This window comes from Clavibacter phaseoli (assembly GCF_021922925.1).
GTDB classification, from domain to species: Bacteria; Actinomycetota; Actinomycetes; order Actinomycetales; family Microbacteriaceae; genus Clavibacter; species Clavibacter phaseoli.
Map to the genome: position 1 here is coordinate 42,054 of NZ_CP040786.1, position 25,465 is coordinate 67,518.

General features: G+C 70.0%; 37 protein-coding genes. 36 read left to right on the forward strand and 1 reads right to left on the reverse strand.

The window, feature by feature from the left end:
• The first annotated feature begins 73 nt into the window (after positions 1-73).
• The 24 genes from FGI33_RS00185 to map all read left to right on the forward strand — a co-directional run bounded on the left by FGI33_RS00185 (position 74) and on the right by map (position 13,982).
• Positions 74-1,042, forward strand: coding sequence for a DNA topoisomerase IB (locus FGI33_RS00185; protein ID WP_119433821.1), 969 nt, complete (start codon positions 74-76; stop codon positions 1,040-1,042).
• Positions 1,043-1,482: 440 nt separating this feature from the next.
• Positions 1,483-1,791 carry a 30S ribosomal protein S10 gene (gene rpsJ / locus FGI33_RS00190; protein ID WP_012039307.1) on the forward strand — a complete coding sequence of 103 codons (309 nt, stop codon included), beginning with the start codon at positions 1,483-1,485 and terminating at the stop codon, positions 1,789-1,791.
• An 8-nt stretch (positions 1,792-1,799) separates the two neighbouring features.
• A complete protein-coding gene (gene rplC, locus FGI33_RS00195; RefSeq protein WP_119401317.1) occupies positions 1,800-2,453 on the forward strand; it encodes a 50S ribosomal protein L3 in 654 nt (217 codons plus the stop codon).
• A gap of 2 nt (positions 2,454-2,455) precedes the next feature.
• Entirely contained in the window at positions 2,456-3,112 is a 657-nt protein-coding gene (gene rplD / locus FGI33_RS00200) for a 50S ribosomal protein L4 (protein ID WP_119433822.1), read from the forward strand.
• A complete protein-coding gene (gene rplW, locus FGI33_RS00205) occupies positions 3,109-3,408 on the forward strand; it encodes a 50S ribosomal protein L23 (RefSeq protein WP_012039304.1) in 300 nt (99 codons plus the stop codon). The genes rplD and rplW overlap by 4 nt, the downstream gene beginning before the upstream one ends.
• A gap of 22 nt (positions 3,409-3,430) precedes the next feature.
• Positions 3,431-4,270: a 50S ribosomal protein L2 gene (rplB, locus tag FGI33_RS00210; protein ID WP_043668798.1), complete on the forward strand. Its 840-nt coding sequence runs from the start codon at positions 3,431-3,433 to the stop codon at positions 4,268-4,270.
• A 12-nt stretch (positions 4,271-4,282) separates the two neighbouring features.
• The gene (rpsS, locus tag FGI33_RS00215) at positions 4,283-4,564 is read left to right on the forward strand and encodes a 30S ribosomal protein S19 (RefSeq protein WP_012039302.1); all 282 of its coding nucleotides are present in this window, start codon (positions 4,283-4,285) and stop codon (positions 4,562-4,564) included.
• A gap of 25 nt (positions 4,565-4,589) precedes the next feature.
• Positions 4,590-4,982 (forward strand): 50S ribosomal protein L22, encoded by a 393-nt coding sequence (gene rplV, locus FGI33_RS00220; RefSeq protein WP_012039301.1) that lies wholly within the window; start codon positions 4,590-4,592, stop codon positions 4,980-4,982.
• Entirely contained in the window at positions 4,982-5,779 is a 798-nt protein-coding gene (gene rpsC / locus FGI33_RS00225; protein ID WP_012039300.1) for a 30S ribosomal protein S3, read from the forward strand. The genes rplV and rpsC overlap by 1 nt, the downstream gene beginning before the upstream one ends.
• Before the next feature lie 2 nt (positions 5,780-5,781).
• Entirely contained in the window at positions 5,782-6,201 is a 420-nt protein-coding gene (rplP, locus tag FGI33_RS00230) for a 50S ribosomal protein L16 (RefSeq protein ID WP_086517199.1), read from the forward strand.
• Positions 6,201-6,527 (forward strand): 50S ribosomal protein L29, encoded by a 327-nt coding sequence (gene rpmC / locus FGI33_RS00235; RefSeq protein WP_012039298.1) that lies wholly within the window; start codon positions 6,201-6,203, stop codon positions 6,525-6,527. Before rplP ends, rpmC begins: the two co-directional genes overlap by 1 nt.
• A gap of 2 nt (positions 6,528-6,529) precedes the next feature.
• Positions 6,530-6,826: a 30S ribosomal protein S17 gene (gene rpsQ, locus FGI33_RS00240; protein WP_012039297.1), complete on the forward strand. Its 297-nt coding sequence runs from the start codon at positions 6,530-6,532 to the stop codon at positions 6,824-6,826.
• Between the two features lie 27 nt (positions 6,827-6,853).
• On the forward strand, positions 6,854-7,222 hold the full coding sequence (gene rplN, locus FGI33_RS00245) for a 50S ribosomal protein L14 (protein WP_012039296.1): 369 nt from the start codon (positions 6,854-6,856) through the stop codon (positions 7,220-7,222).
• Between the two features lie 2 nt (positions 7,223-7,224).
• Positions 7,225-7,584, forward strand: a complete 360-nt coding sequence (gene rplX, locus FGI33_RS00250) for a 50S ribosomal protein L24 (protein ID WP_015491186.1) — start codon at positions 7,225-7,227, stop codon at positions 7,582-7,584.
• A gap of 2 nt (positions 7,585-7,586) precedes the next feature.
• Positions 7,587-8,183 (forward strand): 50S ribosomal protein L5, encoded by a 597-nt coding sequence (gene rplE / locus FGI33_RS00255; RefSeq protein ID WP_012039294.1) that lies wholly within the window; start codon positions 7,587-7,589, stop codon positions 8,181-8,183.
• Positions 8,184-8,319: 136 nt separating this feature from the next.
• A complete protein-coding gene (gene rpsH, locus FGI33_RS00260; RefSeq protein ID WP_012039293.1) occupies positions 8,320-8,718 on the forward strand; it encodes a 30S ribosomal protein S8 in 399 nt (132 codons plus the stop codon).
• A 4-nt stretch (positions 8,719-8,722) separates the two neighbouring features.
• Positions 8,723-9,259, forward strand: coding sequence for a 50S ribosomal protein L6 (gene rplF / locus FGI33_RS00265; protein WP_015491184.1), 537 nt, complete (start codon positions 8,723-8,725; stop codon positions 9,257-9,259).
• Positions 9,260-9,261: 2 nt separating this feature from the next.
• Positions 9,262-9,633 carry a 50S ribosomal protein L18 gene (gene rplR, locus FGI33_RS00270; RefSeq protein WP_012039291.1) on the forward strand — a complete coding sequence of 124 codons (372 nt, stop codon included), beginning with the start codon at positions 9,262-9,264 and terminating at the stop codon, positions 9,631-9,633.
• Between the two features lie 35 nt (positions 9,634-9,668).
• Positions 9,669-10,334 carry a 30S ribosomal protein S5 gene (rpsE, locus tag FGI33_RS00275; RefSeq protein WP_012039290.1) on the forward strand — a complete coding sequence of 222 codons (666 nt, stop codon included), beginning with the start codon at positions 9,669-9,671 and terminating at the stop codon, positions 10,332-10,334.
• A complete protein-coding gene (rpmD, locus tag FGI33_RS00280) occupies positions 10,334-10,516 on the forward strand; it encodes a 50S ribosomal protein L30 (RefSeq protein ID WP_012039289.1) in 183 nt (60 codons plus the stop codon). The genes rpsE and rpmD overlap by 1 nt, the downstream gene beginning before the upstream one ends.
• Positions 10,516-11,094 (forward strand): 50S ribosomal protein L15, encoded by a 579-nt coding sequence (gene rplO, locus FGI33_RS00285; protein WP_119401320.1) that lies wholly within the window; start codon positions 10,516-10,518, stop codon positions 11,092-11,094. Before rpmD ends, rplO begins: the two co-directional genes overlap by 1 nt.
• Positions 11,095-11,219: 125 nt before the next feature.
• Positions 11,220-12,542, forward strand: coding sequence for a preprotein translocase subunit SecY (gene secY, locus FGI33_RS00290; RefSeq protein WP_015491181.1), 1,323 nt, complete (start codon positions 11,220-11,222; stop codon positions 12,540-12,542).
• A complete protein-coding gene (locus FGI33_RS00295; protein WP_119433823.1) occupies positions 12,539-13,141 on the forward strand; it encodes an adenylate kinase in 603 nt (200 codons plus the stop codon). The genes secY and FGI33_RS00295 overlap by 4 nt, the downstream gene beginning before the upstream one ends.
• Positions 13,142-13,145: 4 nt before the next feature.
• A complete protein-coding gene (gene map, locus FGI33_RS00300) occupies positions 13,146-13,982 on the forward strand; it encodes a type I methionyl aminopeptidase (protein ID WP_119433824.1) in 837 nt (278 codons plus the stop codon).
• A 45-nt stretch (positions 13,983-14,027) separates the two neighbouring features.
• Here map and FGI33_RS00305 read toward each other — a convergent pair whose 3' ends face one another.
• On the reverse strand, positions 14,028-15,989 hold the full coding sequence (locus FGI33_RS00305) for a BglG family transcription antiterminator (protein WP_119433825.1): 1,962 nt from the start codon (positions 15,987-15,989) through the stop codon (positions 14,028-14,030).
• 212 nt (positions 15,990-16,201) lie between these two features.
• On the opposite strand from FGI33_RS00305, the gene FGI33_RS00310 reads away from it, so the two are divergent.
• From FGI33_RS00310 to rplQ, 12 genes are all read left to right on the forward strand, one after another.
• Positions 16,202-16,582: a PTS sugar transporter subunit IIB gene (locus tag FGI33_RS00310; protein WP_204585625.1), complete on the forward strand. Its 381-nt coding sequence runs from the start codon at positions 16,202-16,204 to the stop codon at positions 16,580-16,582.
• Between the two features lie 92 nt (positions 16,583-16,674).
• Positions 16,675-16,941 carry an HPr family phosphocarrier protein gene (locus FGI33_RS00315; RefSeq protein ID WP_012039282.1) on the forward strand — a complete coding sequence of 89 codons (267 nt, stop codon included), beginning with the start codon at positions 16,675-16,677 and terminating at the stop codon, positions 16,939-16,941.
• Complete coding sequence (ptsP, locus tag FGI33_RS00320) at positions 16,938-18,608, forward strand: phosphoenolpyruvate--protein phosphotransferase (RefSeq protein WP_119434769.1); 1,671 nt, start codon at positions 16,938-16,940, stop codon at positions 18,606-18,608. Before FGI33_RS00315 ends, ptsP begins: the two co-directional genes overlap by 4 nt.
• A 113-nt stretch (positions 18,609-18,721) precedes the next feature.
• On the forward strand, positions 18,722-20,251 hold the full coding sequence (locus FGI33_RS00325) for a PTS mannitol transporter subunit IIBC (RefSeq protein ID WP_119434770.1): 1,530 nt from the start codon (positions 18,722-18,724) through the stop codon (positions 20,249-20,251).
• 112 nt (positions 20,252-20,363) lie between these two features.
• Positions 20,364-20,801: a PTS mannitol transporter subunit IIA gene (locus FGI33_RS00330; RefSeq protein WP_119434771.1), complete on the forward strand. Its 438-nt coding sequence runs from the start codon at positions 20,364-20,366 to the stop codon at positions 20,799-20,801.
• Positions 20,798-21,967 (forward strand): mannitol-1-phosphate 5-dehydrogenase, encoded by a 1,170-nt coding sequence (locus tag FGI33_RS00335; protein ID WP_237582093.1) that lies wholly within the window; start codon positions 20,798-20,800, stop codon positions 21,965-21,967. Before FGI33_RS00330 ends, FGI33_RS00335 begins: the two co-directional genes overlap by 4 nt.
• Positions 21,968-22,210: 243 nt before the next feature.
• Positions 22,211-22,432 carry a translation initiation factor IF-1 gene (infA, locus tag FGI33_RS00340; protein ID WP_012039277.1) on the forward strand — a complete coding sequence of 74 codons (222 nt, stop codon included), beginning with the start codon at positions 22,211-22,213 and terminating at the stop codon, positions 22,430-22,432.
• 73 nt (positions 22,433-22,505) lie between these two features.
• Complete coding sequence (gene rpmJ / locus FGI33_RS00345; protein ID WP_012297775.1) at positions 22,506-22,619, forward strand: 50S ribosomal protein L36; 114 nt, start codon at positions 22,506-22,508, stop codon at positions 22,617-22,619.
• Positions 22,620-22,773: 154 nt separating this feature from the next.
• On the forward strand, positions 22,774-23,148 hold the full coding sequence (gene rpsM, locus FGI33_RS00350; protein WP_015491172.1) for a 30S ribosomal protein S13: 375 nt from the start codon (positions 22,774-22,776) through the stop codon (positions 23,146-23,148).
• A 47-nt stretch (positions 23,149-23,195) separates the two neighbouring features.
• Positions 23,196-23,594 carry a 30S ribosomal protein S11 gene (gene rpsK / locus FGI33_RS00355; protein WP_012039274.1) on the forward strand — a complete coding sequence of 133 codons (399 nt, stop codon included), beginning with the start codon at positions 23,196-23,198 and terminating at the stop codon, positions 23,592-23,594.
• Between the two features lie 161 nt (positions 23,595-23,755).
• Entirely contained in the window at positions 23,756-24,751 is a 996-nt protein-coding gene (locus tag FGI33_RS00360; RefSeq protein ID WP_012039273.1) for a DNA-directed RNA polymerase subunit alpha, read from the forward strand.
• A 52-nt stretch (positions 24,752-24,803) separates the two neighbouring features.
• Positions 24,804-25,376: a 50S ribosomal protein L17 gene (rplQ, locus tag FGI33_RS00365; protein WP_119434934.1), complete on the forward strand. Its 573-nt coding sequence runs from the start codon at positions 24,804-24,806 to the stop codon at positions 25,374-25,376.
• Positions 25,377-25,465: the final 89 nt, after the last annotated feature.

Here is a 25,465-nt window from a genome sequence, read left to right on the forward strand (position 1 = left end):
CGGGCTCCTGCGGATGGGCGCAGGAGATCGATCGTGCACCAACGACCGTCGCCGCGACGCGTAGGTTCGATCAATGGTCAGACTCCGGCGCAGCGACGCCACCGGCAAGGGCTACACGCGCAAGAGGGCCGGGAAGGGCTGGACCTACCTCGACTCCGACGGGAACCGGGTCGCCGACAAGGCGCTGCGCGCCCGCATGGACCACCTCGGGATCCCGCCGGCGTGGACCGACGTCTGGATCGCGCCGTACGAGAACGGCCACGTGCAGGCGACCGGCATGGACAGCGCCGGGCGGCGGCAGTACATCTACCACCCGACCTGGCGCGAGCAAAAGGACCGGATCAAGTTCGACCGGTCGCTGCAGCTCGCCGAGTCGCTCCCGGCCGCGCGCCGGCAGGTCACCATCCACCTCCGCCAGGACGGCTTCACGCGCGACCGCGCGCTGGCCGCCGGCTTCCGGATGCTCGACACGGGCAGCCTCCGCGTGGGCAGCGAGCGCTACACCGAGTCGAACGGCAGCCACGGGCTGTCGACGCTGCTCTGCTCGCACGTCACCGTGCACGACGACACCGTGCACCTCGAGTTCCCCGCGAAGAGCGGCCAGGAGTGGTCGAGCGACATCCGCGACCACGATCTCGTGCAGGTCGTCGGGGGCCTCCAGGAGCGCGGTCCGAACGCCCGGCTGCTGGCCTACGAGGACGGCGGCGAGTGGCACCCGCTCGGCGCGGCCGACATCAACGACTACGTCCGGGAGCGGACCGGCGGCGAGTTCACCGCGAAGGACTTCCGCACGCTGCACGGCACCGTCGCCGCGGCGATCAGCCTGGCGAAGCACGGGCCCGAGGCGACCAAGGGCAAGCGGCAGCGTGCCCTCGCGCAGGCGTACCGCGACGCCGCCGAGGTGCTCAGCAACACCCCGACCATCGCGAAGAACAGCTACGTGGATCCGCGGCTCGTCGACGAGTACGTGCACGGCCGCACGATCGACCCGCAGCGCCTCGCGTCGGGGGAGACGGAGCTGCGGAACCTGCTGTTCCGATGACCGCGCCGGCGCCTCGACGCCGCCGGCGGGAGGCGCCCGGAGCCCCGGAATCACGGGGGAGTGGGCGCGACACGCCCGGGTTGCACGCGTGGCCGGACTATGACAAACTCGTCTAGTTCAACATTCCGACGCACGCCGCCCTGCGCGCGAGACGTCGGATCACTGCCAGGCAGTGCATAGCCGCCCGGAGCGCTAGTCGCTCCCGGAGCAGGTTAGGCCGCGGGCAGCAGAGCAGAAGCACACGACACCCACCGGATGAGCACCTCTCGTCCGCGCCCGCATGCGGGCGGGTGCACGAGCTGCCCGAGGCCGCGTCCCACGATGCGCGCCCGGGTGCACCACGGATGGGGCGCGCCACGCGGCCGGCCCATCCGAGCGAGGGACACACGCGTCCAATACGGTCCGAGGCCGCATGACGCACGAAAGAGAGAGAGTCACACATGGCGGGACAGAAGATCCGCATCCGACTTAAGTCGTACGACCACTCGGTCATCGACTCCTCGGCCCGGAAGATCGTCGACACGGTGACCCGCGCGGGCGCCACGGTCGTCGGCCCGGTGCCGCTGCCCACGGAGAAGAACGTGATCTGCGTGATCCGTTCCCCCCACAAGTACAAGGACAGCCGCGAGCACTTCGAGATGCGCACGCACAAGCGTCTGATCGACATCGTCGACCCGACGCCGAAGGCGGTCGACTCGCTCATGCGACTCGACCTCCCGGCCGACGTCAACATCGAGATCAAGCTCTAAGGGAACCCATGTCTACCGCTAACAGGACTTTCACCGGTCTGCTCGGCACGAAGCTGGGCATGACGCAGGTGTGGGACGAGAACAACAAGCTCATCCCCGTGACCGTCGTGCAGATCACCCCGAACGTCGTCACCCAGGTGCGCACGCCCGAGGTCGACGGCTACGGCGCCATCCAGATCGCCTACGGCCAGATCGACCCCCGCAAGGCCGACAAGCCGAGCACCGGCCACTTCGAGAAGGCCGGCGTCACGCCGCGCCGCCACCTCACCGAGGTCCGCACGGCCGACTTCGCCGAGTACGCGCTCGGCCAGGAGATCACGGTCGGCGCCTTCGAGGCCGGCTCCAAGGTCGACGTCGTCGGCACCAGCAAGGGCAAGGGCTTCGCCGGCGTCATGAAGCGCCACAACTTCAAGGGCGTCTCGGCCTCGCACGGTTCGCACCGCAACCACCGCAAGCCCGGCTCCATCGGCGCCTCCTCGACCCCCAGCCGTGTCTTCAAGGGCATGCGCATGGCCGGTCGCATGGGCGGCGAGCGCGTCACCGTGCTGAACCTCGTCGTCCACAGCGTGGACGCCGAGAAGGGCCTCCTGCTCGTCAAGGGCGCAGTGCCCGGCGCGCGTGGCCGCATCGTCTTCGTCCGCAACGCAGTGAAGGGGAAGTAGTCATGGCTACCGACACCCAGCTCGACGTCCTCGACGCGACCGGTGCAGTCACCGGCTCCGTCGACCTGCCCGCGTCGATCTTCGACGTGCAGACCAACGTCCCGCTCATCCACCAGGTCGTCGTCGCCCAGCTCGCCGCGGCGCGCCAGGGAACGCACAAGACCAAGGGCCGCGGCGAGGTCTCCGGCGCCGGCCGCAAGCCGTTCAAGCAGAAGGGAACCGGTCGCGCTCGTCAGGGCTCGATCCGCGCCCCCCAGATGACCGGCGGTGGCATCGTCCACGGACCCACGCCCCGCAACTACTCGCAGCGCACCCCCAAGAAGATGATCGCCGCGGCTCTGCTCGGCGCCCTCTCCGACCGCGCGCGCGGCGCCCGCCTCCACGTCATCGAGAGCCTCTCCGCCGGAGACGTCCCCTCGACGAAGACCGTGGTCGCGCTGCTCGACGGCATCGCCACGAGCAAGCACGTCCTCATCGTCCTGGAGCGCACCGACGAGGTCAGCCTCCGCAGCGTGCGCAACATCCCGACGGTCCACGTGCTGTCCTACGACCAGCTCAACGCGTACGACGTGCTCGTGAGCGACGACATCGTCTTCACGAAGGGCGCGTACGACGCGTTCGTCGCGTTCAAGACGGCCAAGGAAGAGGTTGCCGCATGAGCGCCACCCAGAAGGACCCCCGCGACATCATCATCGCGCCGGTCGTCTCCGAGAAGAGCTACGGCCTGATCGACCAGGGCAAGTACACGTTCATCGTGGACCCCCGCTCGAACAAGACCGAGATCAAGCTCGCGATCGAGAAGATCTTCGGCGTGCAGGTCGCGTCGGTCAACACGCTCAACAAGCAGGGCAAGACCCGCCGGACCAAGTTCGGGATGGGCAAGCGCAAGGACACCAAGCGCGCCATCGTCTCCCTCAAGTCGGGCTCCATCGACATCTTCACGACTGTCGGCTGAGACCGGGACTAGGAAAACACCAATGGCTATTCGCAAGTACAAGCCCACGACCCCGGGTCGTCGCGGTTCGTCCGTCGCCGACTTCGTGGAGATCACGCGCTCGACGCCCGAGAAGTCGCTGCTCCGCCCGCTCTCCAAGACCGGTGGCCGCAACAACCAGGGTCGCATCACGACCCGTCACATCGGTGGTGGCCACAAGCGCCAGTACCGCGTGATCGACTTCAAGCGCAACGACAAGGACGGCGTCATCGCGACCGTCGCCCACATCGAGTACGACCCCAACCGCACGGCGCGCATCGCGCTCCTGCACTTCATCGACGGCACGAAGCGCTACATCCTCGCGCCGAACAAGCTGAAGCAGGGCGACAAGATCGAGTCGGGCGCCACGGCCGACATCAAGCCCGGCAACAACCTGCCGCTGCGCAACATCCCGACGGGTACCGTCATCCACGCCATCGAGCTCCGCCCCGGCGGCGGCGCGAAGATGGCCCGCTCCGCCGGCGCCTCCGTGCGCCTCGTGGCGAAGGACGGCCCCTACGCCCAGCTGCGCCTGCCCTCCGGCGAGATCCGCAACGTCGATGCGCGCTGCCGCGCGACCATCGGCGAGGTCGGCAACGCCGAGCAGTCGAACATCAACTGGGGCAAGGCCGGCCGCATGCGCTGGAAGGGCGTCCGCCCGACCGTCCGCGGTGTCGCGATGAACCCGGTCGACCACCCGCACGGTGGTGGTGAGGGCAAGACCTCCGGTGGTCGCCACCCGGTCAGCCCGTGGGGCCAGAAGGAAGGCCGCACGCGCCACATCAACAAGCCCAGCGACAAGCTCATCGTTCGCCGCCGCAACGCCGGCAAGAAGCGCAAGTAGGAGTTGTAGAAGATGCCACGCAGTCTGAAGAAGGGCCCCTTCGTCGACGACCACCTGCTCCGCAAGGTGATCTCGGCGAACGAGGCCAGCAGCAAGAACGTGATCAAGACCTGGTCGCGCCGCTCGATGATCATCCCGGCGATGCTGGGTCACACCATCGCGGTGCACGACGGTCGCAAGCACGTCCCCGTGTTCGTCACGGAGTCCATGGTCGGTCACAAGCTCGGCGAGTTCGCGCTCACGCGCACCTTCCGCGGCCACGTGAAGGACGACAAGAAGGGTCGTCGCCGCTAGCGCGGCGACGAGAAGGAGGAGAGAAATGGTGGAGTCGATCGCACGCGTGCGTCACATCCGCGTCACCCCCCAGAAGGCCCGTCGCGTCGTGGACATGATCCGTGGCAAGCAGGCCGAGGAGGCCCTGGCCATCCTGAAGTTCGCGCCCCAGGGCGCGAGCGAGCCGATCTACAAGCTGGTGGCCTCGGCCATGGCGAACGCGCGGGTCAAGGCCGACGCGTCCAACAGCTTCCTCGCGGAGCAGGACCTCTACATCGCCAAGGCGTTCGTGGACGAGGGCACCACCCTCAAGCGGTTCCAGCCCCGTGCACAGGGTCGCGCATTCCGTATCAACAAGCGCACCAGCCACATCACGGTCGTCCTCGCGACGCCGGATGAGGCGGACGTGGCGACGACCACGAAGAAGGCGAGCAAGTAATGGGACAGAAGGTCAACCCGTACGGGTTCCGTCTCGGGATCACGACCGACCACGTGTCGCGTTGGTTCTCGGACAGCACGAAGAAGGGGCAGCGTTACAGCGACTACGTCGCCGAGGACGTGCGCATCCGCACCATGCTCAAGACGAGCCTCGACCGCGCCGGAGTGGCGCGCATCGAGATCGAGCGCACCCGTGACCGTGTCCGCGTGGACATCTACACGGCCCGCCCGGGCATCGTCATCGGGCGCCGCGGCGTCGAGGCCGAGCGCATCCGCGCCGACCTCGAGAAGCTCACGGGCAAGCAGATCCAGCTGAACATCCTCGAGGTGAAGAACCCCGAGGCCGAGGCCCAGCTGGTCGCCCAGGGCATCGCCGAGCAGCTCGCGGGTCGCGTGGCGTTCCGCCGCGCGATGCGCAAGGGCCTGCAGGGCGCCCAGCGCGCCGGCGCCAAGGGCGTCCGCATCCAGGTGTCCGGCCGTCTCGGCGGCGCCGAGATGAGCCGCTCGGAGTTCTACCGCGAGGGCCGCGTGCCGCTGCACACCCTCCGCGCGAACATCGACTACGGCTTCTACGAGGCCCGCACGTCCTTCGGCCGCATCGGCGTGAAGGTCTGGGTCTACAAGGGCGACATCACGAACAAGGATCTCGCTCGGGAGCAGGCGAACCAGAAGTCGTCGCGCCCCGAGCGTCGCAACGACCGTTCCGACGGTCGGACCGGAGATCGCCGCACCAACGCGCCGCGCACCGCGCCGGCCGCCGAGGCAGCGCCGGTCGCCGCAGCAGGAGTTGAGGCGTAACCATGTTGATCCCCCGCAAGCTCAAGCACCGCAAGCAGCACCACCCGGGTCGTTCCGGCCACGCGACCGGCGGCACCGTCGTGTCGTTCGGCGAGTACGGCATCCAGGCCCTCACGCCCGCCTACGTCACCAACCGGCAGATCGAGTCCGCTCGAATCGCCATGACGCGTCACGTCAAGCGCGGCGGGAAGGTGTACATCAACATCTTCCCCGACCGTCCGCTCACCAAGAAGCCCGCCGAGACCCGCATGGGTTCCGGCAAGGGCTCGGTCGAGTGGTGGGTCGCGAACGTCAAGCCGGGCCGCGTGCTCTTCGAGCTCTCCGGAGTCGACGAGGTCACGGCGCGCGAGGCGCTCACCCGGGCCATCCACAAGCTGCCCCTCAAGGCACGCATCATCAAGCGCGAGGAAGGCGACGCATAATGGCGATCGGTTCCAAGGAGCTCGCCCCCGTCGAGCTGGACACTTTCGAGGACGAGCGACTCGTCGAAGAGCTGAAGAAGGCCAAGGAGGAGCTGTTCAACCTGCGCTTCCAGTCGGCCACCGGTCAGCTCGACAGCCACGGCCGCCTCCGTGCGGTCAAGCGCGACATCGCTCGGATCTACACGGTCATCCGCGAGCGCGAGCTGGGCATCCGTGCCACGCCCGCCCCCGTCGAGGTCCCCGAGAAGCCCGAGAAGAAGAAGGCGACGAAGAAGGCCGCGAAGGCCGACGACGCCGCCGTCACCGAGAAGGCTGAGGAGGCTTGATCATGGCGAACGCCGAAGAGAAGAACACGGCTGACACCGCGACGGCCGACCGCGGCTACCGCAAGTCCCGCCGTGGCTACGTCACCAGCGACAAGATGGACAAGACCATCGTCGTCGAGGTCGAGGACCGCGTGAAGCACCCGCTGTACGGCAAGGTCATCCGCCGCACCTCCAAGGTCAAGGCGCACGACGAGGCGAACACCGCCGGCATCGGCGACCTGGTCCTGATCAACGAGACCCGTCCCCTCAGCGCCTCCAAGCGCTGGCGCCTGGTCGAGATCCTCGAGAAGGCCAAGTAGCCCCGGCTGCTTGGATAAGGAGCAACAGTGATTCAGCAGGAATCCCGCCTCAAGATCGCGGACAACACGGGTGCCAAGGAGATCTTGACCATCCGCGTGCTCGGTGGCTCGGGTCGTCGCTACGCCGGTCTGGGCGACGTCATCGTCGCGACCGTCAAGGACGCGATCCCCGGCGGCAACGTCAAGAAGGGCGAGGTCGTCAAGGCCGTCATCGTCCGCACCAAGAAGGAGACGCGCCGTCCCGACGGCTCGTACATCAAGTTCGACGAGAACGCCGCCGTCATCCTGAACAGCAACGGGGAGCCCCGCGGCACCCGCATCTTCGGACCGGTGGGCCGCGAGCTCCGGGACAAGAAGTTCATGAAGATCATCTCGCTGGCACCGGAGGTCATTTAGTCATGGCGAACATCAAGAAGGGTGACCTCGTGCAGGTCATCACGGGTCGCACGCAGGCCAAGGGCGGCGACCGGGGCAAGCAGGGCCGCGTCCTGTCCGTCCTGGTCGAGCGCAACCGCGTCGTCGTCGAGGGCGTGAACTTCGTCACGAAGCACGTCCGCGTCGGCCAGACGCAGCGCGGCTCCAAGACCGGCGGCATCGAGACCGTCGAGGCGCCCATCCACATCTCCAACGTCGCGCTCGTCGACCCCGAGTCCAAGAAGCCCACGCGAGTCGGCTTCCGGACCGAGCAGGTCGAGAAGGACGGGGTCTCCAAGACCGTCCGCGTCCGCTACGCCAAGAAGTCAGGTAAGGACCTCTAGCAATGACCGACACCGCAACCGCTGGCACGGCCGAGGGCACCACGCTCCCGCGCCTGAAGCAGAAGTACCGCACCGAGATCGTCAGCCAGCTGACCGCTGATCTCGGCTTCACGAACGTGCACCAGGTGCCCGGGCTGACGAAGATCGTCGTCAACATGGGTGTCGGTGACGCGGCTCGCGACGGCAAGATCATCGACGGCGCGGTCGCCGACCTCACCAAGATCACGGGCCAGAAGCCGCAGGTGACGAAGGCCCGCAAGTCGATCGCCCAGTTCAAGCTCCGTGAGGGCCAGGCCATCGGCACCCACGTCACGCTGCGCGGCGACCGCATGTGGGAGTTCCTCGACCGCCTGCTGTCCCTCGCCCTGCCCCGCATTCGCGACTTCCGCGGGCTCAGCCCGAAGCAGTTCGACGGCAACGGCAACTACACGTTCGGCCTCAACGAGCAGTCCATGTTCCACGAGATCGACCAGGACCGCATCGACCGGGTCCGCGGCATGGACATCACGGTCGTCACGACCGCTCGGACGGACGACGAGGGACGCGCGCTGCTCAAGGCGCTCGGCTTCCCGTTCCAGACGCCCGAGAACACGCCGTAACGAGTTCCACCGCTCCATCGCACGACCAGCACCACCGCACGATCGGCGCCGGGCACCTCCGCCCGGCGCCGCCACCACCACAGGTCGTCATCCGTGTCCGGATGAACGAAACCAGGCGAGAGAGGCACAACCAGATATGACAATGACCGACCCGGTCGCTGACATGCTGACCCGACTCCGGAACGCGAACTCCGCGCACCACGACACGGTCTCCATGCCGCACTCCAAGCTCAAGTCGCACATCGCCGACATCCTCAAGTCCGAGGGCTTCATCGCCGGCTGGGACGTCGCGGACGCCCGCGTCGGCCAGACGCTGACGCTCAGCCTCAAGTTCGGCCCCGACCGCGAGCGCTCCATCCGGGGCATCAAGCGCGTGTCGAAGCCCGGACTGCGCGTGTACGCGAAGTCCGCGGAGATCCCCCAGGTCCTCGGTGGCCTCGGGGTCGCCATCCTGTCCACCTCCTCGGGGCTCCTCACGGACCGCCAGGCTGCGAAGAAGGGCGTGGGTGGGGAAGTCCTCGCCTACGTGTGGTAACGCCATGTCACGTATCGGAAGACTCCCCATCGACGTCCCCGCAGGGGTCGACGTCGCCGTGGACGGCCAGCTCGTCACGGTGAAGGGCCCGAAGGGCGAGCTCAGCCTCACCGTCGCGCAGCCCATCCGCGCCGAGGTCCAGGACGGGCAGGTGCTCGTCACCCGTCCGGACGACGAGCGCGAGTCGCGTTCGCTCCACGGCCTCACGCGCAGCCTCATCGCGAACAACATCGTCGGCGTCACCACCGGCTACACCAAGGGCCTCGAGATCGTCGGCACGGGTTACCGCGTCGCACTCAAGGACAAGGGCGTCGAGTTCGCGCTCGGCTTCTCCCACCCGGTGTACGTCGAGGCGCCCGCGGGCATCAGCTTCACCGTGGAGGGCGTCAACAAGATGACCGTCGTCGGCATCGACAAGCAGCTCGTCGGCGAGACGGCCGCCAACATCCGCAAGATTCGCAAGCCCGAGCCCTACAAGGGCAAGGGCGTCCGCTACGCCGGCGAGAACGTTCGCCGCAAGGCCGGAAAGAGTGGTAAGTGATCATGGCTCTCGGAGTTAGAGGAAAAAGCAAGTCCGCCGCCCGCGGCCGCAGGCACGCACGTCTGCGCAAGAAGGTCGAGGGCACCGAGCTGCGTCCGCGCCTGGTCGTCACCCGTTCGGCCCGTCACGTCTTCGTGCAGGTCGTCGATGACAGCCGTGGTCACACCGTCGCGTCCGCGTCGACCCTCGAGGCCGACATGCGCACGTTCGACGGCGACAAGACCGCCAAGTCGCGCAAGGTCGGCGAGCTCGTCGCCGAGCGCGCCAAGGCGGCCGGCGTGGAGAGCGTCGTATTCGATCGTGGTGGCAACCGCTACGCAGGACGCGTCGCGGCCATCGCCGAAGGAGCTCGAGAGGGTGGTCTGAGCCTGTGAGCGCAGCCGAGAACAACAACAAGGAGCCCGAGGTCGTGGCAGTGGCGGAGACGCCCGTCGAGACCGCGGCGTCCACCGCACCCGCGCAGAACGAGGGCCGTGAGGGCCGTCGTGGCGGGCGTGACCGGAACCAGGGCGGCCGCGACAGCCGCGGTGGCCGTGATGCCGACAAGAGCCAGTTCCTGGAGCGCGTCGTCACCATCAACCGCGTGTCCAAGGTCGTCAAGGGCGGTCGTCGCTTCAGCTTCACCGCGCTCGTGATCGTCGGAGACGGCAACGGACTGGTGGGCGTCGGCTACGGCAAGGCCCGCGAGGTCCCCACCGCCATCTCCAAGGGCGTCGAGGAGGCGAAGAAGAACTTCTTCCGCGTCCCCCGCATCGGCCTGACCATCCCGCACGCCGTGCAGGGTGAGGCCTCCGCCGGAGTCGTCCTCCTGCGCCCCGCGTCCGCGGGTACCGGCGTCATCGCCGGTGGCCCCGTCCGCGCGGTGCTCGAGTGCGCCGGCATCCACGACGTCCTGAGCAAGTCGCTCGGCTCGTCGAACACGATCAACATCGTGCACGCGACGGTCGAGGCGCTCAAGCAGCTCGAGGAGCCGCGCGCCGTCGCAGCTCGTCGTGGGCTCGAGCTCGAGCAGGTCGTCCCGGCCCGCATCCTCCGCGCCCAGCGCGCCGAGGCCGACGCGAAGGCAGGTGTCTGATGGCTCAGCTCCGAGTGACGCAGATCAAGTCCAAGATCAGCGAGAAGCAGAACCAGCGCGACACCCTGCGGAGCCTCGGGCTCCGTCGCATCGGTGCCGTGGTGGTCCGAGAGGACAACGCCCAGAACCGCGGCTACGTCAACACCGTCGCGCACCTGGTGAAGGTGGAGGAGATCGACTGATGGCTGAGAAGAACGAGTCGGCCGAGCCGGCGCCCGTGAAGGCGCCCAAGGCCGCACCCAAGAAGACCGCGAAGGCCCCCGCCGCCGCGGCCGCTTCCGCCGAGACGACCACGGTCGCCTCGACGGAGACGGTCAAGCGCGAGCAGGTCCTCAAGGTCCACCACCTCCGTCCCGCCGCCGGGGCCAAGAAGGCACGCCAGCGTGTCGGCCGCGGTGAGGGCTCGAAGGGCAAGACCGCGGGTCGTGGCACCAAGGGCACGAAGGCCCGCTACACGGTCCGCGTCGGCTTCGAGGGTGGGCAGATGCCGCTGCACATGCGCACCCCGAAGCTCCGCGGGTTCAAGAACCCGTTCCGCGTCGAGTACCAGGTCGTGAACCTGGAGAAGCTCGCCGTGCTCTACCCCGACGGCGGCGACGTCACCACGAGCGACCTGGTCGCCAAGGGTGCCGTGCGCAAGAACGAGAAGGTCAAGGTCCTCGGGGACGGCGACATCTCGGTTAAGCTGACGGTTGCTGTCGACAAGGTCTCCGGCTCCGCTGCGGAGAAGATCGTCGCAGCAGGCGGCTCCGTCAAGTAGCACTTCAGGACGCGACGGTAGGGGCGGTCGGGAAACCGACCGCCCCTACCGGCACCTGGGGCCGCATCGGGTCGGCCCGACCCCCGCCTCCCGGCGGACCTCCCACAGAAAGCAGGACACCCTCCGTGTTGAGCGCCGTCGTCAGGATCTTCCGCACCCCCGATCTGCGTCGCAAGATCGGGTTCACGCTGGGCATCATCGCCCTCTTCCGCCTCGGATCCTTCATCCCGGCGCCGTTCGTCGACTTCGCCAACGTGCAGTCGTGCCTCGCGGCCAACCAGGGCACCTCGGGCCTCTACGAGCTCGTCAACCTCTTCAGCGGCGGGGCGCTGCTGAAGCTCTCCATCTTCGCGCTGGGCATCATGCCGTACATCACGGCGTCGATCATCGTCCAGCTGCTCCGCGTGGTCATCCCGCACTTCGACACCCTCTACAAGGAGGGCCAGTCCGGCCAGGCCAAGCTCACGCAGTACACGCGCTACCTCACGATCGCCCTCGCGGTCCTCCAGTCCACGACGCTCATCACGGTCGCGCGCAGCGGTGCGCTCTTCGGCCAGACCAACGTCAGCGCCTGCACGCAGCTCGTCACGAACGACGCCTGGTACGCGATCATGCTCATGGTCATCACGATGACCGCCGGCACCGGCCTCATCATGTGGATGGGCGAGCTCATCACCGAGCGCGGCATCGGCAACGGCATGTCGCTCCTCATCTTCACGTCGGTCGCGGCGGCGTTCCCGACCTCGCTCATCGCGATCCAGCAGAGCCGCGGCTGGGAGGTCTTCCTCCTGGTCATCGCCGTCGGACTCCTCGTCGTCGCCGCCGTCGTCTACGTCGAGCAGTCGCAGCGTCGCATCCCTGTGCAGTACGCCAAGCGCATGGTCGGGCGCCGCACCTACGGCGGCAACAACACCTACATCCCCATCAAGGTGAACATGGCCGGCGTCGTGCCCGTCATCTTCGCGTCCTCGCTGCTGTACCTGCCGGCCCTGGTCGCGCAGTTCAACCAGCCCGCCGTCGGCCAGGCGCCGGCGCCGTGGGTGCAGTGGATCACCGACAACCTCACGACGGGCGACCACCCGCTCTACATGGCGATGTACTTCCTGCTCATCGTCGGCTTCACGTACTTCTACGTCGCCATCACCTTCAACCCGGAGGAGGTCGCCGACAACATGAAGAAGTACGGCGGCTTCATCCCCGGCATCCGCGCGGGACGCCCGACGGCCGAGTACCTCGACTACGTGCTCACCCGCATCACGCTGCCGGGCTCGCTGTACCTCGGGCTCATCGCGCTCCTGCCGCTCATCGCCCTGTCGCTCGTCGGCGCGAACCAGAACTTCCCGTTCGGCGGCGCGAGCATCCTGATCGTGGTCGGCGTCGGCCTCGAGACGGTCAAGCAGATCGACTCGCAGCTGCAGCAGCGGCACTACGAGGGGCTGCTCAAGTGACCCGGCTCCTGATCGTCGGCCCTCCCGGAGCGGGCAAGGGCACGCAGGCGAAGCGCATCGCGGCCGACCACGGCATCCCCGACGTCTCGACCGGCGACATCTTCCGCCAGAACATCAAGGACGGCACGGAGCTCGGCCAGCAGGTGCAGGCCCTCGTGGACGCGGGCAACTACGTCCCCGACGAGCTCACCAACAGCCTCGTCACCGCGCGCCTCCAGGAGGAGGACGCGCAGGCGGGCTTCCTGCTCGACGGCTACCCGCGCACGCTCGACCAGGTCGCGTACCTGGAGGAGCTGCTGCAGGGCTGGGGCCAGGAGCTCGACGCCGTCATCCAGCTCGTCGCGGACGAGGAGGAGGTCGTCGCCCGGCTCACCCGCCGCGCCGCCGAGCAGGGGCGCGCCGACGACGGCGAGGACGAGATCCGGCACCGCCAGGAGGTCTACGTCCGCGAGACGAGCCCCCTCATCGACGTGTACCGCGACCGCGGCCTGCTCGTCGAGGTCGACGGGCTGGGCGAGGTCGACGAGGTCGCCGAGCGCATCCGCACGGCCCTCGCGGGTCGCGGCGTCCGTCCCTCCTCCGACGCCGGCCGCGCGTAGCGCCGTGGGCGCGCTCCGCCGCACGCCGGGGATCTACAAGACCCCGGACGAGATCCGCCGCATGGTCGCGCCCGGACTCGCGACCGCCGCGTCGCTCGACGCCGTCCGCGGGCTCATCGCCCCGGGCGTGACCACCGGCGAGCTCGACGCGGCCGCCGACGCCGCCATCCGCGCCCTCGGCGGGCACTCCAACTTCCAGCTCGTACCGGGGTACCGCCACACGGTGTGCGTCTCCGTGAACGACGAGGTCGTGCACGGCATCCCCGGCGACCGCGTGCTGCAGCCGGGCGACATCGTCTCGGTGGACAGCGGCGCGGAGATCGACGGCTGGAACGGCGACTCGGCCATGACGGTCGTGGTGCCGGACCCCGCGCGCCCCGACGTCGTCGAGGCCCGCGAGCGGCTCTCCCGCGTCACCGAGGACTCGCTCTGGGCGGGCATCGCCCGGCTCGCGACCGCGTCGCATCTCAACGAGGTGGGCGAGGCCGTCGAGGAGAGCGTCGAGGCGGCCGGCGCGTTCGGCATCGTCATGGACTACACGGGCCACGGCATCGGGCGCAGCATGCACGAGGATCCGCCGGTCTTCAACTACCGCGTGCGCGGCAAGGGCCCCGCGGTGAAGCCCGGGCTCGTCGTCGCGATCGAGCCGATGATCACCGACGGTGAGGCGGAGACGCGCGTCCTCGACGACGACTGGACCGTCTCCACGGTCGACGGCAGCATGGCCTCGCACTGGGAGCACTCCGTCGCCGTGCACGCACGCGGCATCTGGGTGCTCACGCTCGCCGACGGCGGGGCGTCGCGCCTCGTGCCGCTCGGAGTCATTCCCGTCGCGCCCTGATCACCGCACCCGCCTGACCCGACCGGACGCCCGCGGGTGGCCCGGTCAGGTGTCCATGACGTGCACGAGCTCCTCGATGAAGGAGCCGTGCGCTCCCGACGCCCGCATGATCGCCTGCACGTCGCGGTGGTCGGAGAAGACCTCGACGAACTGGTCGAAGACGTGCTGGAAGCTCGTGCGGCCGCTCGCGCTGAAGGCGACGAGCGCGACCACGTGCACGCGGTTGCCGCCCCACTGCATCGCCTCGTCGTTGACCACGATGGCGATGGCCGTGCGGTGCGCCGTCATCGCGAGCGAGTGCGGCACGGCGAGCGTGTCGGTGAACGCCGTCGACGAGAGGCGCTCGCGCTCGATGACGCCGTCGATGTACTCGGGCTCGATGATGCCCTGCTCCACCATGCGCTGGCCGAGCAGGCGGATCATCGCCTCCTCGTCGGGCGCGTGCAGGTCCCGGAAGAACAGCGACTCGTCGAGGAAGCGCAGCAGGTCGTGCTTCATGGAGCTGCGGCGCGCGTGGCGGCGGACGCGGGCGACGGCCCGGCGGATCGCCTCGATGTCGTCGGGCGTCGGCAGCGGCTGGACCACCACGACGTCATCGCCGGGCGGACGCGTGCCGGTCGCGTCGATCACGAGCTGCACCCCGAGCGCGTCCGCGTCGACGTCGGTGCGCGTGACCACGGCGTCGACGCTGATGTCGGCCCCGAGCGCCTGCTCGATGCGCTGGCGCATGATCTGGTGCAGGTCGTAGTAGTTCGGGCAGACGAGCGCGCACGCGACCCGGTCGTCGCGCCGGGCCACGCGCTCCCGGTGGGATCCCACGTGCAGGGCGATGTACGCGATCTCGTCGTCGTTGATCGCGATGCCCCGCCGCCGCTGCACCTCGCTCGCGATGAACACGGCGATCTCGTACGTCATCGGGTAGGAGGTCTTGATGGAACGGGCCAGCGGGTTCCGGGAGAAGGAGCGGTCGGCGGCGCGCGCCACCAGGTTGCCGAGGTGCAGGGAGAAGCGGACCGTGAAGTCCTCGTCCTCGAGGTCCACCAGGTACTCCTGCTTCACGCGGCGCACGATGGCGCGCACCACGTCGAGGTCGCTCTCGACGACGTGCTCGCGCATCACGGTCGCGAGCGACTGCTCGTTGCCGGGGGTGACGACGCGCGTGCGGACGAGGAGCGCGAGGTAGGCGACGTCGCCCGCCGGCACCGGCACGTCGAAGTGAGCCGCGAGGAGGCGCGCGAGCACGTCGCGGATCGCGAGGGCGGTGGGGTCGGCGGAGGGGACGGGCGACGACGCGTCGTCGTGCTCGGCGCCCTCGGCGGGATCCGCGTCCTCGTCCGTCCGCCGCGGCGCCCGTGCCAGCCGGTCCACCGCGATGGCCACGTGCAGCAGCACGTTGTCGACGCCGTACTCGTTGACGAAGAAGCCGCCCGCGGTGAGCTCGCGGATGAGGTCCGTCTTGAACGCCTGCAGCGAGTCGGACGCGAACTCCCGCTGCACCGTCTCGAGCGGCAGGAAGCCCTGCGCGCTCTCGTCGCGGAACATGCGCGACAGCAGCCGGCGGAAGTCGCGCTCCGAGCCCTCGAGGACGACCGTGGATCCGGTCCGGCGGAGCGCGAGCCCGGCGTCCTCGACGAGCGCGCGCACCTTCCGGAGGTCCGCCTCGACCGTGGAGTCGCTCACGTGCAGCTCGCCCGCGAGGGCGAAGACGTCGAGGCCGTCGGGCGCGTCGCCGAGGCGGCGGACGAGGGCGTGCAGGCGGTCGCGCGGGGTGCCCTGCGGATCGCCGCTCGTGCGCGCGCCGAGGTGGCGGGCGTAGCTGCCGGCGTCGATCCGGTAGCCGTCGGGGGAGGAGGCGATCGCCACGGTCGAGCGCTCGCGCACCGCCGTGACGTAGTTGCGGACGCTGCGCGTGGTGACCCCGAGGCGGTCCGCGAGCTCGCCGGCCTCGACCCAGCGGTCGGCCGTGGACAGGTAGTCCAGCAGCCTCTCCTGGTTCTCGCTCAGCATGGTCGTCTCCCTGCGCGGCGGCTGGCGTCCGCTCCGGCGGCGGTCGGAGAGCGCCGCTCTCGGAGACGAGTCAACCATCCGCGCCCGCCCGCGAGGCCCGGCCGGGCCCCCGCCGGCCTCCTCTTCCTACCCCGCGGAAGCGGATCTGCTGGCACCGGCGGCCCCACGCGGAGCACGATGGGACGACCAGCGACGACGCGAGGAGGCACAGCATGACCGGGAGGATCCTCGTCGTCTGCGGCTCCGGCGCATCCAGCACCTTCCTCGCCCAGCGCCTCCGCGCGCTCGCCGAGGCCGACGGGCTCGAGATCGAGGCCGTCGCCGGATCCCTCGCCCAGGTGCGCCTCGACGCCGCCGGCATGGACGTCGTCCTGCTGGGCGCCCACCTCGCCGACCGGCTCGACGCCGTGCGGGAGGCCGCCGCCGACGAGGGCGCGACCGCCGTCCTCCTCGACGCCGACGCCGCGCGACCCGAGGGCGCGCGCGCCGCGCTCGACCGGGCCCTCGCCGCGATGCGCCAGGGCGCCCGCTCGCTCCGGCTCGCGCCGGGGCTCCACGGCCGCCCGCTCGGGGGATCCCCGCCCGTCACCTGATCACCGGCACCGCGCCGACACCGCACGACCCGCAGCACCGCACGATGACCGCCACCAGGGCCCCGACGACGGGGCCGACCGAAGGAGCCACCATGGCAGAACGCACCGTCACCATCGCCTCGTCGCACGGGCTGCACGCCCGCCCCGCCTCGCTGTTCACGCAGGCCGCCGCGAAGGCCGGGATCCCCGTGCAGCTCGCCAAGGGCGACCGCAGCGTCAACGCCGCGAGCATCCTCGGCGTGATCTCCCTGGGCGTCGACACGGGCGACGAGGTCGTCGTCTCCGCCGAGGGCGAGAACGCCGAGCAGGTCGTCACCGACCTCGCGACGCTCCTCGAGTCCGACCTGGACGCCGCATGAGCTCCCGCACGCTGAACGGCATCGGCATCGGCCGGGGATCCGCCGTCGGACCCGTCATCCGGATGCCCGACCCGCTCCCCGAGCCCGCCGACACCGCGAGCGCGCTGACCGCCGACGAGGAGCGCATCCGCGTGAGCGCGTCGCTCGCCGCGACGGCCGCCGACATCCGCATCCGCGGGGAGAAGGCCGGCGGCGCCGCGAAGGACGTCCTCGAGGCGCAGGCGTTCATGGCCGAGGACCCCACGCTCGTCGACGACATCACCGCGCGCCTCGCGACGGGCCGCACCGCCGAGCGCGCCGTGCACGAGGCGTTCGCGGGCTTCCGCGACCTGCTCCTCAGCATGGGCGGCTACATGGGCGAGCGCGCCACCGACCTCGACGACGTCTCGCAGCGCGTCGTCGCGCACCTGCAGGGCGTCGCCGCCCCCGGCGTGCCGGATCCCGACCACGCCTTCGTGCTCGTCGCGCGCGACCTCGCGCCCGCCGACACCGCGCTCCTCGACCTCGACAAGGTCCTCGCGCTCATCACGACCGACGGCGGGCCCACCTCGCACACGGCGATCCTCGCCCGCGAGAAGGCGATCGTCGCGGTCGTCGGCGTCGCCGCGGCCGCCGACCTCGCCGACGGGCAGACCGTCGTGGTCGACGCGCTCACGGGCGCCGTCACCGTCGACCCGAGCGCCGACGAGGAGTCCGCCGCGCGGGACGCCATCGCCGCCCGGAAGGCGCGCGTCGCCGTCCCCACCGGACCCGGCGCGCTCGCCGACGGCACCGCGGTCCCGCTGCTCGCCAACCTCGGATCCGCCGACGGCGCGTCCGACGCGGTCGAGAAGGGCGCCGAGGGCGTCGGCCTCTTCCGCACCGAGTTCCTCTTCCTCGACGCCACGAGCGCGCCGACGGTCGACGAGCAGCGCGCGCACTACACGCGCCTGCTCGAGGCGTTCCCCGGGCAGAAGGTCGTCGTCCGCGCGCTGGACGCCGGCGCGGACAAGCCGCTGAGCTTCCTCAACGACGCCGACGAGGAGAACCCGGCCCTCGGTCTCCGCGGCCTCCGCGCGCTCCGGGCCAACGAGCAGATCCTCCGCGACCAGCTCACCGCGCTCGCGCAGGCCGACGCCGCCACCGACGCCGACCTGTGGGTCATGGCGCCCATGGTCTCGACCGTCGAGGAGGCGCGCTACTTCACGGCCCTCGGCCGCGAGCTGGGCCTCAAGACCGTCGGCGTGATGGTGGAGGTACCGTCCTCCGCGCTCCTCGCCGACCGGATCCTCGCCAACGCCGACTTCGCGAGCATCGGCACCAACGACCTGACGCAGTACACGCTCGCGGCCGACCGGCTGCTGGGATCCGTGGCCGCGTTCCAGGACCCGTGGCACCCCGCCGTCCTGCGCCTCGTGCAGGAGGTCGGCACCGCGGGCCGCGCGCTCGGCAAGCCGGTGGGCATCTGCGGCGAGGCGGCGGCCGACCCGCTGCTCGCCGTCGTGCTCGTCGGCCTCGGCGCCACCAGCCTCTCGATGTCGCCCGCGGCCCTCGCCGACGTGCGCGCCGAGCTCGCCCTCCACACGCGCGAGGAGGCGGAGGCCCTGGCCGCCGTCGCCCTCGCCGCCGACAGCGCCGTCGAGGCGCGTGCCGCGGTCACCGCGGCATCGGCGCCCGTCACCGTCTGACCAGCACCACCTACCCGCACGGCCCTCTCCACCGCACCACCGCACATCCCCCTCCACCGCAGCACGGCGGGCCGCAGCAGGCCCGCCACCACCACGACAGGAGCACCACCCCCATGACGACGACGTCACCCACCCGCAGCACGGGACAGTCCGTGCGGCTCGGCGTGCAGAAGTTCGGCACGTTCCTCAGCGGCATGATCATGCCGAACATCGCGGCGTTCATCGCCTGGGGCCTGCTCACGGCCCTGTTCATCCCGGACGGCTACCTGCCCAACGAGCAGCTTGCCGGCCTCGTCGCGCCCGTGCTGTACTTCCTCCTCCCGCTGCTCATCGCGAACACCGGAGGCCGCATGGTCTACGACGCGCGCGGCGGCGTGGTGGCGAGCATCGCGACCATGGGCGTCATCGTCGGCACGGTGGGCACCCCGTACTTCGACGGCGGCAGCCCGATGTTCCTCGGCGCCATGATCACGGGCCCGCTCGCGGCGTACCTGCTGAAGGTCATCGAGCGCCTCTGGATCGACCGGATCCGCCCCGGCTTCGAGATGCTCGTCAACAACTTCTCCGCCGGCATCCTCGGTGCGATCTTCGCGGTCGGCGCCTACTTCGGCCTCACCCCGGTGATCCGCGGCATCACGTCGGTCCTCGGCGGCGGCGTCGGCTTCCTCGTCGACAACGGCCTGCTGCCCCTCACGAGCATCGTGATCGAGCCGGCCAAGGTCCTGTTCCTCAACAACGCCATCAACCAGGGCATCCTCACCCCCCTCGGCACCGAGGAGGCGACCCGCACGGGCAAGAGCATCCTGTTCCTGCTCGAGGCGAACCCCGGCCCGGGCCTCGGCGTCCTCCTCGCGTTCACGATCTTCGGCGCGGGCGTCGCCCGCAGCACGGCCCCCGGCGCGATCCTCATCCAGTTCGTCGGCGGCATCCACGAGATCTACTTCCCGTACGTGCTGTCCAAGCCACTCCTGTTCCTCGCGGTCATCGCGGGTGGCGCCTCGGGCGTCGCGACGAACGTCGCGTTCGGCTCCGGCCTCCGCGGTCCGGCCTCGCCCGGCAGCATCATCGCCGTGCTCGGCCAGACCGAGCGCAACAGCTTCCCCGGCGTGATCCTCTCGGTCCTCATCTCGGCGGCCGTCACCTTCGTCATCGCGGCGGTCATCCTCCGCACCGGCAAGAAGTCCGACGGCGACTTCGGCGCCGCGGTCCAGGCGACCCAGGCCAACAAGGGCAAGGAGTCCTCGATCCTCTCGGGCCTCGGCGCCGAGACCGGCACCGCGGGCACGGTCGGCGGCCTCGCCGACGGCACGTCCGCCACGGGCGCGGACGGCGGGACGGCCACGGCCACCCGCATCCAGGACATCGTGTTCGCCTGCGACGCCGGCATGGGCTCGTCCGCCATGGGCGCCTCCGTGCTCCGCAACAAGATGAAGAAGGCCGGCGTCACCGACGTCACGGTCGTCAACAAGGCGATCGCGGCCCTCGACGGCACGGCCGACCTCGTGATCACGCAGCGCGAGCTCACCGACCGGGCCCGCCAGAAGAGCCCGTCCTCGGAGCACGTCTCCGTCGACAACTTCATGAACTCGCCGCGCTACGACGAGATCGTGGAGCTGGTCCAGAAGCAGCGCTCGGACAGCTGATCACCCCGGGTCCGCCCCTGGGGCGGACCCCCGCACCACCGCACCGCGGGGGCCGGGCCATGCTGGAAGGCGCAGCCCGGCCCCCGCACCACGCACACACGTCAGGAGCACCATGTCGAACGTCCTCGAACCCGCCCAGATCCGCGTCGGCGGAACCGCGTCGAACGTGGAGGAGGCCATCGCCGAGGCGGCGGCCATCCTCGTCGCCGCGGGCGCCGTCACCCCCGAGTACGAGGGGTTCATGCGCGAGCGCGAGACGAGCGTCTCGACCTACATGGGCAACCTCCTCGCGATCCCGCACGGCACCAACGAGGGCAAGGACACGATCCTCGACTCGGCGCTCTCCTTCATCCGCTACGACGCCCCCATCGACTGGGCGGGCAACGAGGTGCGCTTCGTCGTCGGCATCGCCGGCAAGGACAACGGCCACCTCGAGATCCTCAGCAAGATCGCGATCATCTTCAGCGACGACGACGAGGTGCAGAAGCTCCTCGACGCCCCCGACGCCGAGGCGCTGTACGCCCTCCTGGCCGAGGTGAACGAGGCGTGAAGGCCGTCCACTTCGGCGCCGGCAACATCGGCCGAGGCTTCGTCGGGCTGATCCTGCACGAGGCCGGCTACGAGGTCGTGTTCGCCGACGTCAACGCCGAGCTCATCGGGCACCTGGCCGCCGCCGACTCCTACCGCGTCACCGAGGTCGGCCCGCACGCGCGCGACTGGACCGTCACGGGCTTCCGCGCGATCGACAGCGCGGCGGACGGCGAGTCGCTCATCCGGGAGATCGCGACCGCCGACGTCGTGACCACCGCGGTGGGCCCCAACATCCTCCGCTTCGTCGCGCCGGCGATCGCCGCGGGCCTCCGCGCGCGCTCCGCCGACCTCGGCCCCGTCGCCGTCATGGCGTGCGAGAACGCGATCAACGCGACGGACACCCTCCGTGCCGAGATCTCCACGGCGCTCGGCGACGACGCGGACGCGCTCGCCCGCGCGGTCTTCGCGAACACGGCCGTCGACCGCATCGTGCCGAACCAGGATCCCGCCGCGGGCCTCGACGTGACCGTCGAGGACTTCTCGGAGTGGGTCGTGGAGCGCACGCCGTTCGGCGACGCCGTGCCCGAGATCGCCGGCGCCACGTTCGTCGATGACCTCGCGCCCTACATCGAGCGGAAGCTCTTCACCGTGAACACGGGCCACGCGACCGTCGCCTACCACGGCTACGCCCGCGGCGCCGTGAGCCAGTCGGACGCGATGGCGATCCCCGAGGTCGCCGACGAGGTGCGCCAGGTCCTCGAGGAGACGAGCGCGCTGCTCGTCGCGAAGCACGGCCTCGACGAGGCCGAGCAGGCGGCGTACCGCGCGAAGAACCTCGCGCGCTTCGCCAACGCGGCCCTCGCGGACACGGTCGAGCGCGTCGGCCGCCAGCCGCTGCGCAAGCTCTCCCGCGAGGAGCGCTTCGTGGGTCCGGCCTCGCAGCTCGCCGAGCGCGGGATGCCGCACGAGGCCCTCGTGCGCGCGATGGGGCAGGCGCTCCGCTTCGACCCCGCGGGCGACCCGCAGGCGCTCGAGCTGCAGGGGCTGCTCGCGACGGACACGGCCGCCGACCTCGTCCGCCGCGTGACGGGCCTCGACGACCAGCACCCGCTGACGGCCGACCTCGTCGCCGTCGTCGACGCCGCGCAGGCCGACCGCCGCAGCGCGCCGCGCCACCGCGCGTAGCGGACGCGCCGGAGGCAGGACCCGCACGGGCCGGACGGGCGACCGTCCGGCCCGTCGTGCGTCCCGCTAGCGCAGGATCCGCGGATCCGGCCGCGACACGCGGGGAGAATTGCGACACGCCCGGGGATGCCGTACTCTCGACCCTTGGTGCTCAGCCGCCTCCCGGCGTGCCGTGGCACCTGCGCCTCACCATGATGCGCATCCGCACGAACAGCAGACACCACCTCTAGCGACAGTGAGTATATGGCCAAGAAAGACGGCGTCATCGAGATCGAAGGCGGAGTTGTCGAAGCTCTGCCGAACGCGATGTTCCGCGTTGAGCTGAGCAACGGGCACAAGGTCCTCGCCCACATCTCGGGCAAGATGCGTCAGCACTACATCCGCATCCTCCCCGAGGACCGCGTGATCGTGGAGCTGAGCCCGTACGACCTCACCCGCGGCCGGATCGTCTACCGCTACAAGTAGGCCTGCTGCACAAGGAACGGCCCCGCATCCGCGGTGGCACGAGGCCAGCGAGAACCGAAAGCAAGGAAGCATCATGAAGGTCAACCCCAGCGTCAAGAGGATCTGCGAGAAGTGCAAGGTCATCCGACGCAACGGCCGCGTGCGCGTCATCTGCGAGAACCCGCGCCACAAGCAGGTCCAGGGCTAGTCAGCACGACCGCACGGCACCACCCGCACCACCAGAAGAAGAACGACAGCAGCGCCGGAAGCCGGGGTCCTGAGGGATCCGGGGGACACCATCGGTCGGAGGCCGATGCACAGGCTCTGCTGCAGACCTCCACTCATCACCAGGAGAAGCCTCAATGGCACGTCTAGCAGGCGTCGACCTCCCGCGCGACAAGCGCGTCGAGATCGCACTCACGTACATCTACGGCGTCGGCCGCACCTCGAGCGTCAAGACCCTCGAGGACACCGGCATCGACAAGAACATCCGCGTCAAGGACCTGAGCGACGACCAGCTCATCGCCCTCCGCGACTACATCGACGGGAACTTCAAGGTGGAGGGCGACCTCCGCCGCGAGGTGGCCGCCGACATCCGCCGCAAGGTCGAGATCGGCAGCTACGAGGGCATCCGCCACCGCCGCGGCCTCCCTGTCCACGGGCAGCGCACGAAGACCAACGCTCGCACCCGCAAGGGCCCGAAGCGCACCGTAGCCGGCAAGAAGAAGGCGCGCTAGGCCCCGCGGCCCGCGCCTCTCGCCACCCGTAGACACAGGAGAATTCCATGGCAGCACCCAAGTCGGCCGTTCGCAAGCCGCGCCGCAAGGACAAGAAGAACATCGCCGTGGGCCAGGCCCACATCAAGAGCACCTTCAACAACACCATCGTCTCGATCACGGACCCCACCGGTGCCGTCATCAGCTGGGCGTCCTCGGGCGTCGTCGGCTACAACGGCTCGCGCAAGTCGACGCCGTTCGCCGCGCAGCTCGCCGCCGAGTCGGCCGCCCGCCAGGCGCAGGAGCACGGCATGAAGAAGGTCGACGTGTTCGTCAAGGGACCCGGCTCCGGCCGTGAGACCGCGATCCGCTCGCTCCAGGCCGCCGGCCTCGAGGTGGGCTCGATCAACGACGTCACCCCGCAGGCGCACAACGGCTGCCGCCCGCCCAAGCGCCGCCGCGTCTAGCTCGCGCTGATCGGCCGCTGCCGTCCCGCTCCACCAGGAGGGGACGGCGTCGGCCGATCCGCCGTGTGTCCGATCGACCAATTCACTACCCGCCCGGGCCGCCACCCGGGGGGCATCGCAGGCGTCATATAGCGGACGCCTCGCCGAAAGGAAACAACACAGTGCTCATTGCGCAGCGCCCCACCCTCACCGAGGAGTCCATCTCGGAGTTCCGCTCGCGGTTCGTCATCGAGCCGCTCGAGCCCGGCTTCGGCTACACGCTCGGCAACTCGCTCCGCCGCACCCTCCTCTCGTCCATCCCCGGCGCGGCCGTCACCAGCATCCGGATCGACGGCGTGCTGCACGAGTTCAGCACCGTCCCCGGCGTGAAGGAGGACGTGACCGAGATCATCCTCAACATCAAGGGCCTCGTCGTCTCCAGCGAGCACGACGAGCCGATCACCGCGTACCTGCGCAAGCAGGGTGCGGGCCAGGTCACGGCCGCCGACATCTCGGCTCCGGCCGGCGTCGAGATCCACAACCCCGAGCTCGTCATCGCCACGCTCAACGAGAAGGCGAAGTTCGAGCTGGAGCTGACGATCGAGCGCGGCCGCGGCTACGTCTCGGCCACCCAGAACCGCAGCGAGTTCAGCGAGGCCGGCCAGATCCCGGTCGACTCGATCTACTCGCCCGTGCTCAAGGTCACCTACCGCGTCGAGGCCACCCGCGCCGGCGAGCGCACCGACTTCGACCGCCTCGTGGTCGACGTCGAGACCAAGTCGGCCATCACGCCGCGCGACGCCATCGCGTCCGCCGGTCGCACGCTCACCGAGCTGTTCGGCCTGGCGCGCGAGCTCAACTCGGCCGCCGAGGGCATCGAGATCGGCCCCGCGCCGGTCGACGCCGTCCTCAGCTCCGAGCTGTCGATGCCCATCGAGGACCTCGACCTCTCGGTGCGGTCGTACAACTGCCTCAAGCGCGAGGGCATCAACAACGTCAGCGAGCTCGTCGCCCTCTCGGAGACGCAGCTCATGAACATCCGCAACTTCGGACAGAAGTCGGTGGATGAGGTCAAGGACAAGCTGGTCGAGCTCGGTCTGTCGCTGAAGGACGCCGTCCCCGGCTTCGACGGCGCGCACTACTACAGCTACGACGAGGACGAGACCACCACCAACTGATCCGTCCGGCCTCGGCCGTACGCCCTCTTTCGACACCTACGGAGACAAGACCATGCCCAAGCCCACCAAGGGTCCCCGCCTCGGAGGCGGCCCGGCGCACGAGCGCCTCATGCTCGCGAACCTGGCCCAGAGCCTCTTCGAGCACAAGTCCATCAAGACGACCGAGACGAAGGCCAAGCGCCTGCGTCCCGTCGCGGAGCGCCTCGTGACGTTCGCCAAGCGCGGCGACCTGCACGCCCGCCGCCGCGTCATGGGGGTCATCCCCTCGAAGAGCGTCGTGCACGAGCTCTTCACGGAGATCGCGCCCCTCGTCGCCGAGCGCGACGGCGGCTACACCCGCATCACGAAGCTCGGCTTCCGCAAGGGCGACAACGCCCCCATGGTGCAGATCGAGCTCGTGCTCGAGCCCGTGACCCCGAAGGTGCGCTCCTCGCGCACCTCCACCGCGACGGCTCCGGCCGCTGCGGCCCCGGTCGCCGAGGCGCCCGCGGAGGAGTCCGAGGCGTCCGAGGTCCCCGTCGAGGAGACCGACGCCGTCGAGCACACCGACGCGACCCCCGCGGAGACGACCGACGAGGCCGCCGCCGAGGTCGAGGCCGACGCCGCGGAGAAGTCCGACAAGTAGCACCGCACCATCCCGAGAGCCCCCGCCGCCCTGCGCGTCGGGGGCTCTCGTGCGTCCGGGCGGCCTCGGGCGGCCCGCGCGCGCCCCGG

Excerpts from the sequence above, each read along its gene's own strand:
- FGI33_RS00305 (WP_119433825.1), bottom strand. The coding sequence starts at position 15,989 with ATGCTGAGCGAGAACCAGGAGAGGCTGCTGGACTACCTGTCCACGGCC.
- FGI33_RS00185 (WP_119433821.1), top strand. The coding sequence starts at position 74 with ATGGTCAGACTCCGGCGCAGCGACGCCACCGGCAAGGGCTACACGCGC.
- rplQ (WP_119434934.1), top strand. The coding sequence starts at position 24,804 with ATGCCCAAGCCCACCAAGGGTCCCCGCCTCGGAGGCGGCCCGGCGCAC.
- FGI33_RS00330 (WP_119434771.1), top strand. The coding sequence starts at position 20,364 with ATGTCGAACGTCCTCGAACCCGCCCAGATCCGCGTCGGCGGAACCGCG.
- FGI33_RS00315 (WP_012039282.1), top strand. The coding sequence starts at position 16,675 with ATGGCAGAACGCACCGTCACCATCGCCTCGTCGCACGGGCTGCACGCC.
- rplR (WP_012039291.1), top strand. The coding sequence starts at position 9,262 with ATGGCTCTCGGAGTTAGAGGAAAAAGCAAGTCCGCCGCCCGCGGCCGC.
- rplV (WP_012039301.1), top strand. The coding sequence starts at position 4,590 with ATGGTGGAGTCGATCGCACGCGTGCGTCACATCCGCGTCACCCCCCAG.
- FGI33_RS00310 (WP_204585625.1), top strand. The coding sequence starts at position 16,202 with ATGACCGGGAGGATCCTCGTCGTCTGCGGCTCCGGCGCATCCAGCACC.
- rpsS (WP_012039302.1), top strand. The coding sequence starts at position 4,283 with ATGCCACGCAGTCTGAAGAAGGGCCCCTTCGTCGACGACCACCTGCTC.
- rplX (WP_015491186.1), top strand. The coding sequence starts at position 7,225 with ATGGCGAACATCAAGAAGGGTGACCTCGTGCAGGTCATCACGGGTCGC.
- rpmD (WP_012039289.1), top strand. The coding sequence starts at position 10,334 with ATGGCTCAGCTCCGAGTGACGCAGATCAAGTCCAAGATCAGCGAGAAG.
- ptsP (WP_119434769.1), top strand. The coding sequence starts at position 16,938 with ATGAGCTCCCGCACGCTGAACGGCATCGGCATCGGCCGGGGATCCGCC.
- rplB (WP_043668798.1), top strand. The coding sequence starts at position 3,431 with ATGGCTATTCGCAAGTACAAGCCCACGACCCCGGGTCGTCGCGGTTCG.
- rpmJ (WP_012297775.1), top strand. The coding sequence starts at position 22,506 with ATGAAGGTCAACCCCAGCGTCAAGAGGATCTGCGAGAAGTGCAAGGTC.
- rplF (WP_015491184.1), top strand. The coding sequence starts at position 8,723 with ATGTCACGTATCGGAAGACTCCCCATCGACGTCCCCGCAGGGGTCGAC.
- rpsK (WP_012039274.1), top strand. The coding sequence starts at position 23,196 with ATGGCAGCACCCAAGTCGGCCGTTCGCAAGCCGCGCCGCAAGGACAAG.
- infA (WP_012039277.1), top strand. The coding sequence starts at position 22,211 with ATGGCCAAGAAAGACGGCGTCATCGAGATCGAAGGCGGAGTTGTCGAA.
- rpsC (WP_012039300.1), top strand. The coding sequence starts at position 4,982 with ATGGGACAGAAGGTCAACCCGTACGGGTTCCGTCTCGGGATCACGACC.
- FGI33_RS00325 (WP_119434770.1), top strand. The coding sequence starts at position 18,722 with ATGACGACGACGTCACCCACCCGCAGCACGGGACAGTCCGTGCGGCTC.
- rpsJ (WP_012039307.1), top strand. The coding sequence starts at position 1,483 with ATGGCGGGACAGAAGATCCGCATCCGACTTAAGTCGTACGACCACTCG.
- rpsQ (WP_012039297.1), top strand. The coding sequence starts at position 6,530 with ATGGCGAACGCCGAAGAGAAGAACACGGCTGACACCGCGACGGCCGAC.
- rpmC (WP_012039298.1), top strand. The coding sequence starts at position 6,201 with ATGGCGATCGGTTCCAAGGAGCTCGCCCCCGTCGAGCTGGACACTTTC.
- rplP (WP_086517199.1), top strand. The coding sequence starts at position 5,782 with ATGTTGATCCCCCGCAAGCTCAAGCACCGCAAGCAGCACCACCCGGGT.
- rpsH (WP_012039293.1), top strand. The coding sequence starts at position 8,320 with ATGACAATGACCGACCCGGTCGCTGACATGCTGACCCGACTCCGGAAC.
- rplC (WP_119401317.1), top strand. The coding sequence starts at position 1,800 with ATGTCTACCGCTAACAGGACTTTCACCGGTCTGCTCGGCACGAAGCTG.
- rplO (WP_119401320.1), top strand. The coding sequence starts at position 10,516 with ATGGCTGAGAAGAACGAGTCGGCCGAGCCGGCGCCCGTGAAGGCGCCC.
- rplD (WP_119433822.1), top strand. The coding sequence starts at position 2,456 with ATGGCTACCGACACCCAGCTCGACGTCCTCGACGCGACCGGTGCAGTC.
- rplW (WP_012039304.1), top strand. The coding sequence starts at position 3,109 with ATGAGCGCCACCCAGAAGGACCCCCGCGACATCATCATCGCGCCGGTC.
- rpsM (WP_015491172.1), top strand. The coding sequence starts at position 22,774 with ATGGCACGTCTAGCAGGCGTCGACCTCCCGCGCGACAAGCGCGTCGAG.
- rplE (WP_012039294.1), top strand. The coding sequence starts at position 7,587 with ATGACCGACACCGCAACCGCTGGCACGGCCGAGGGCACCACGCTCCCG.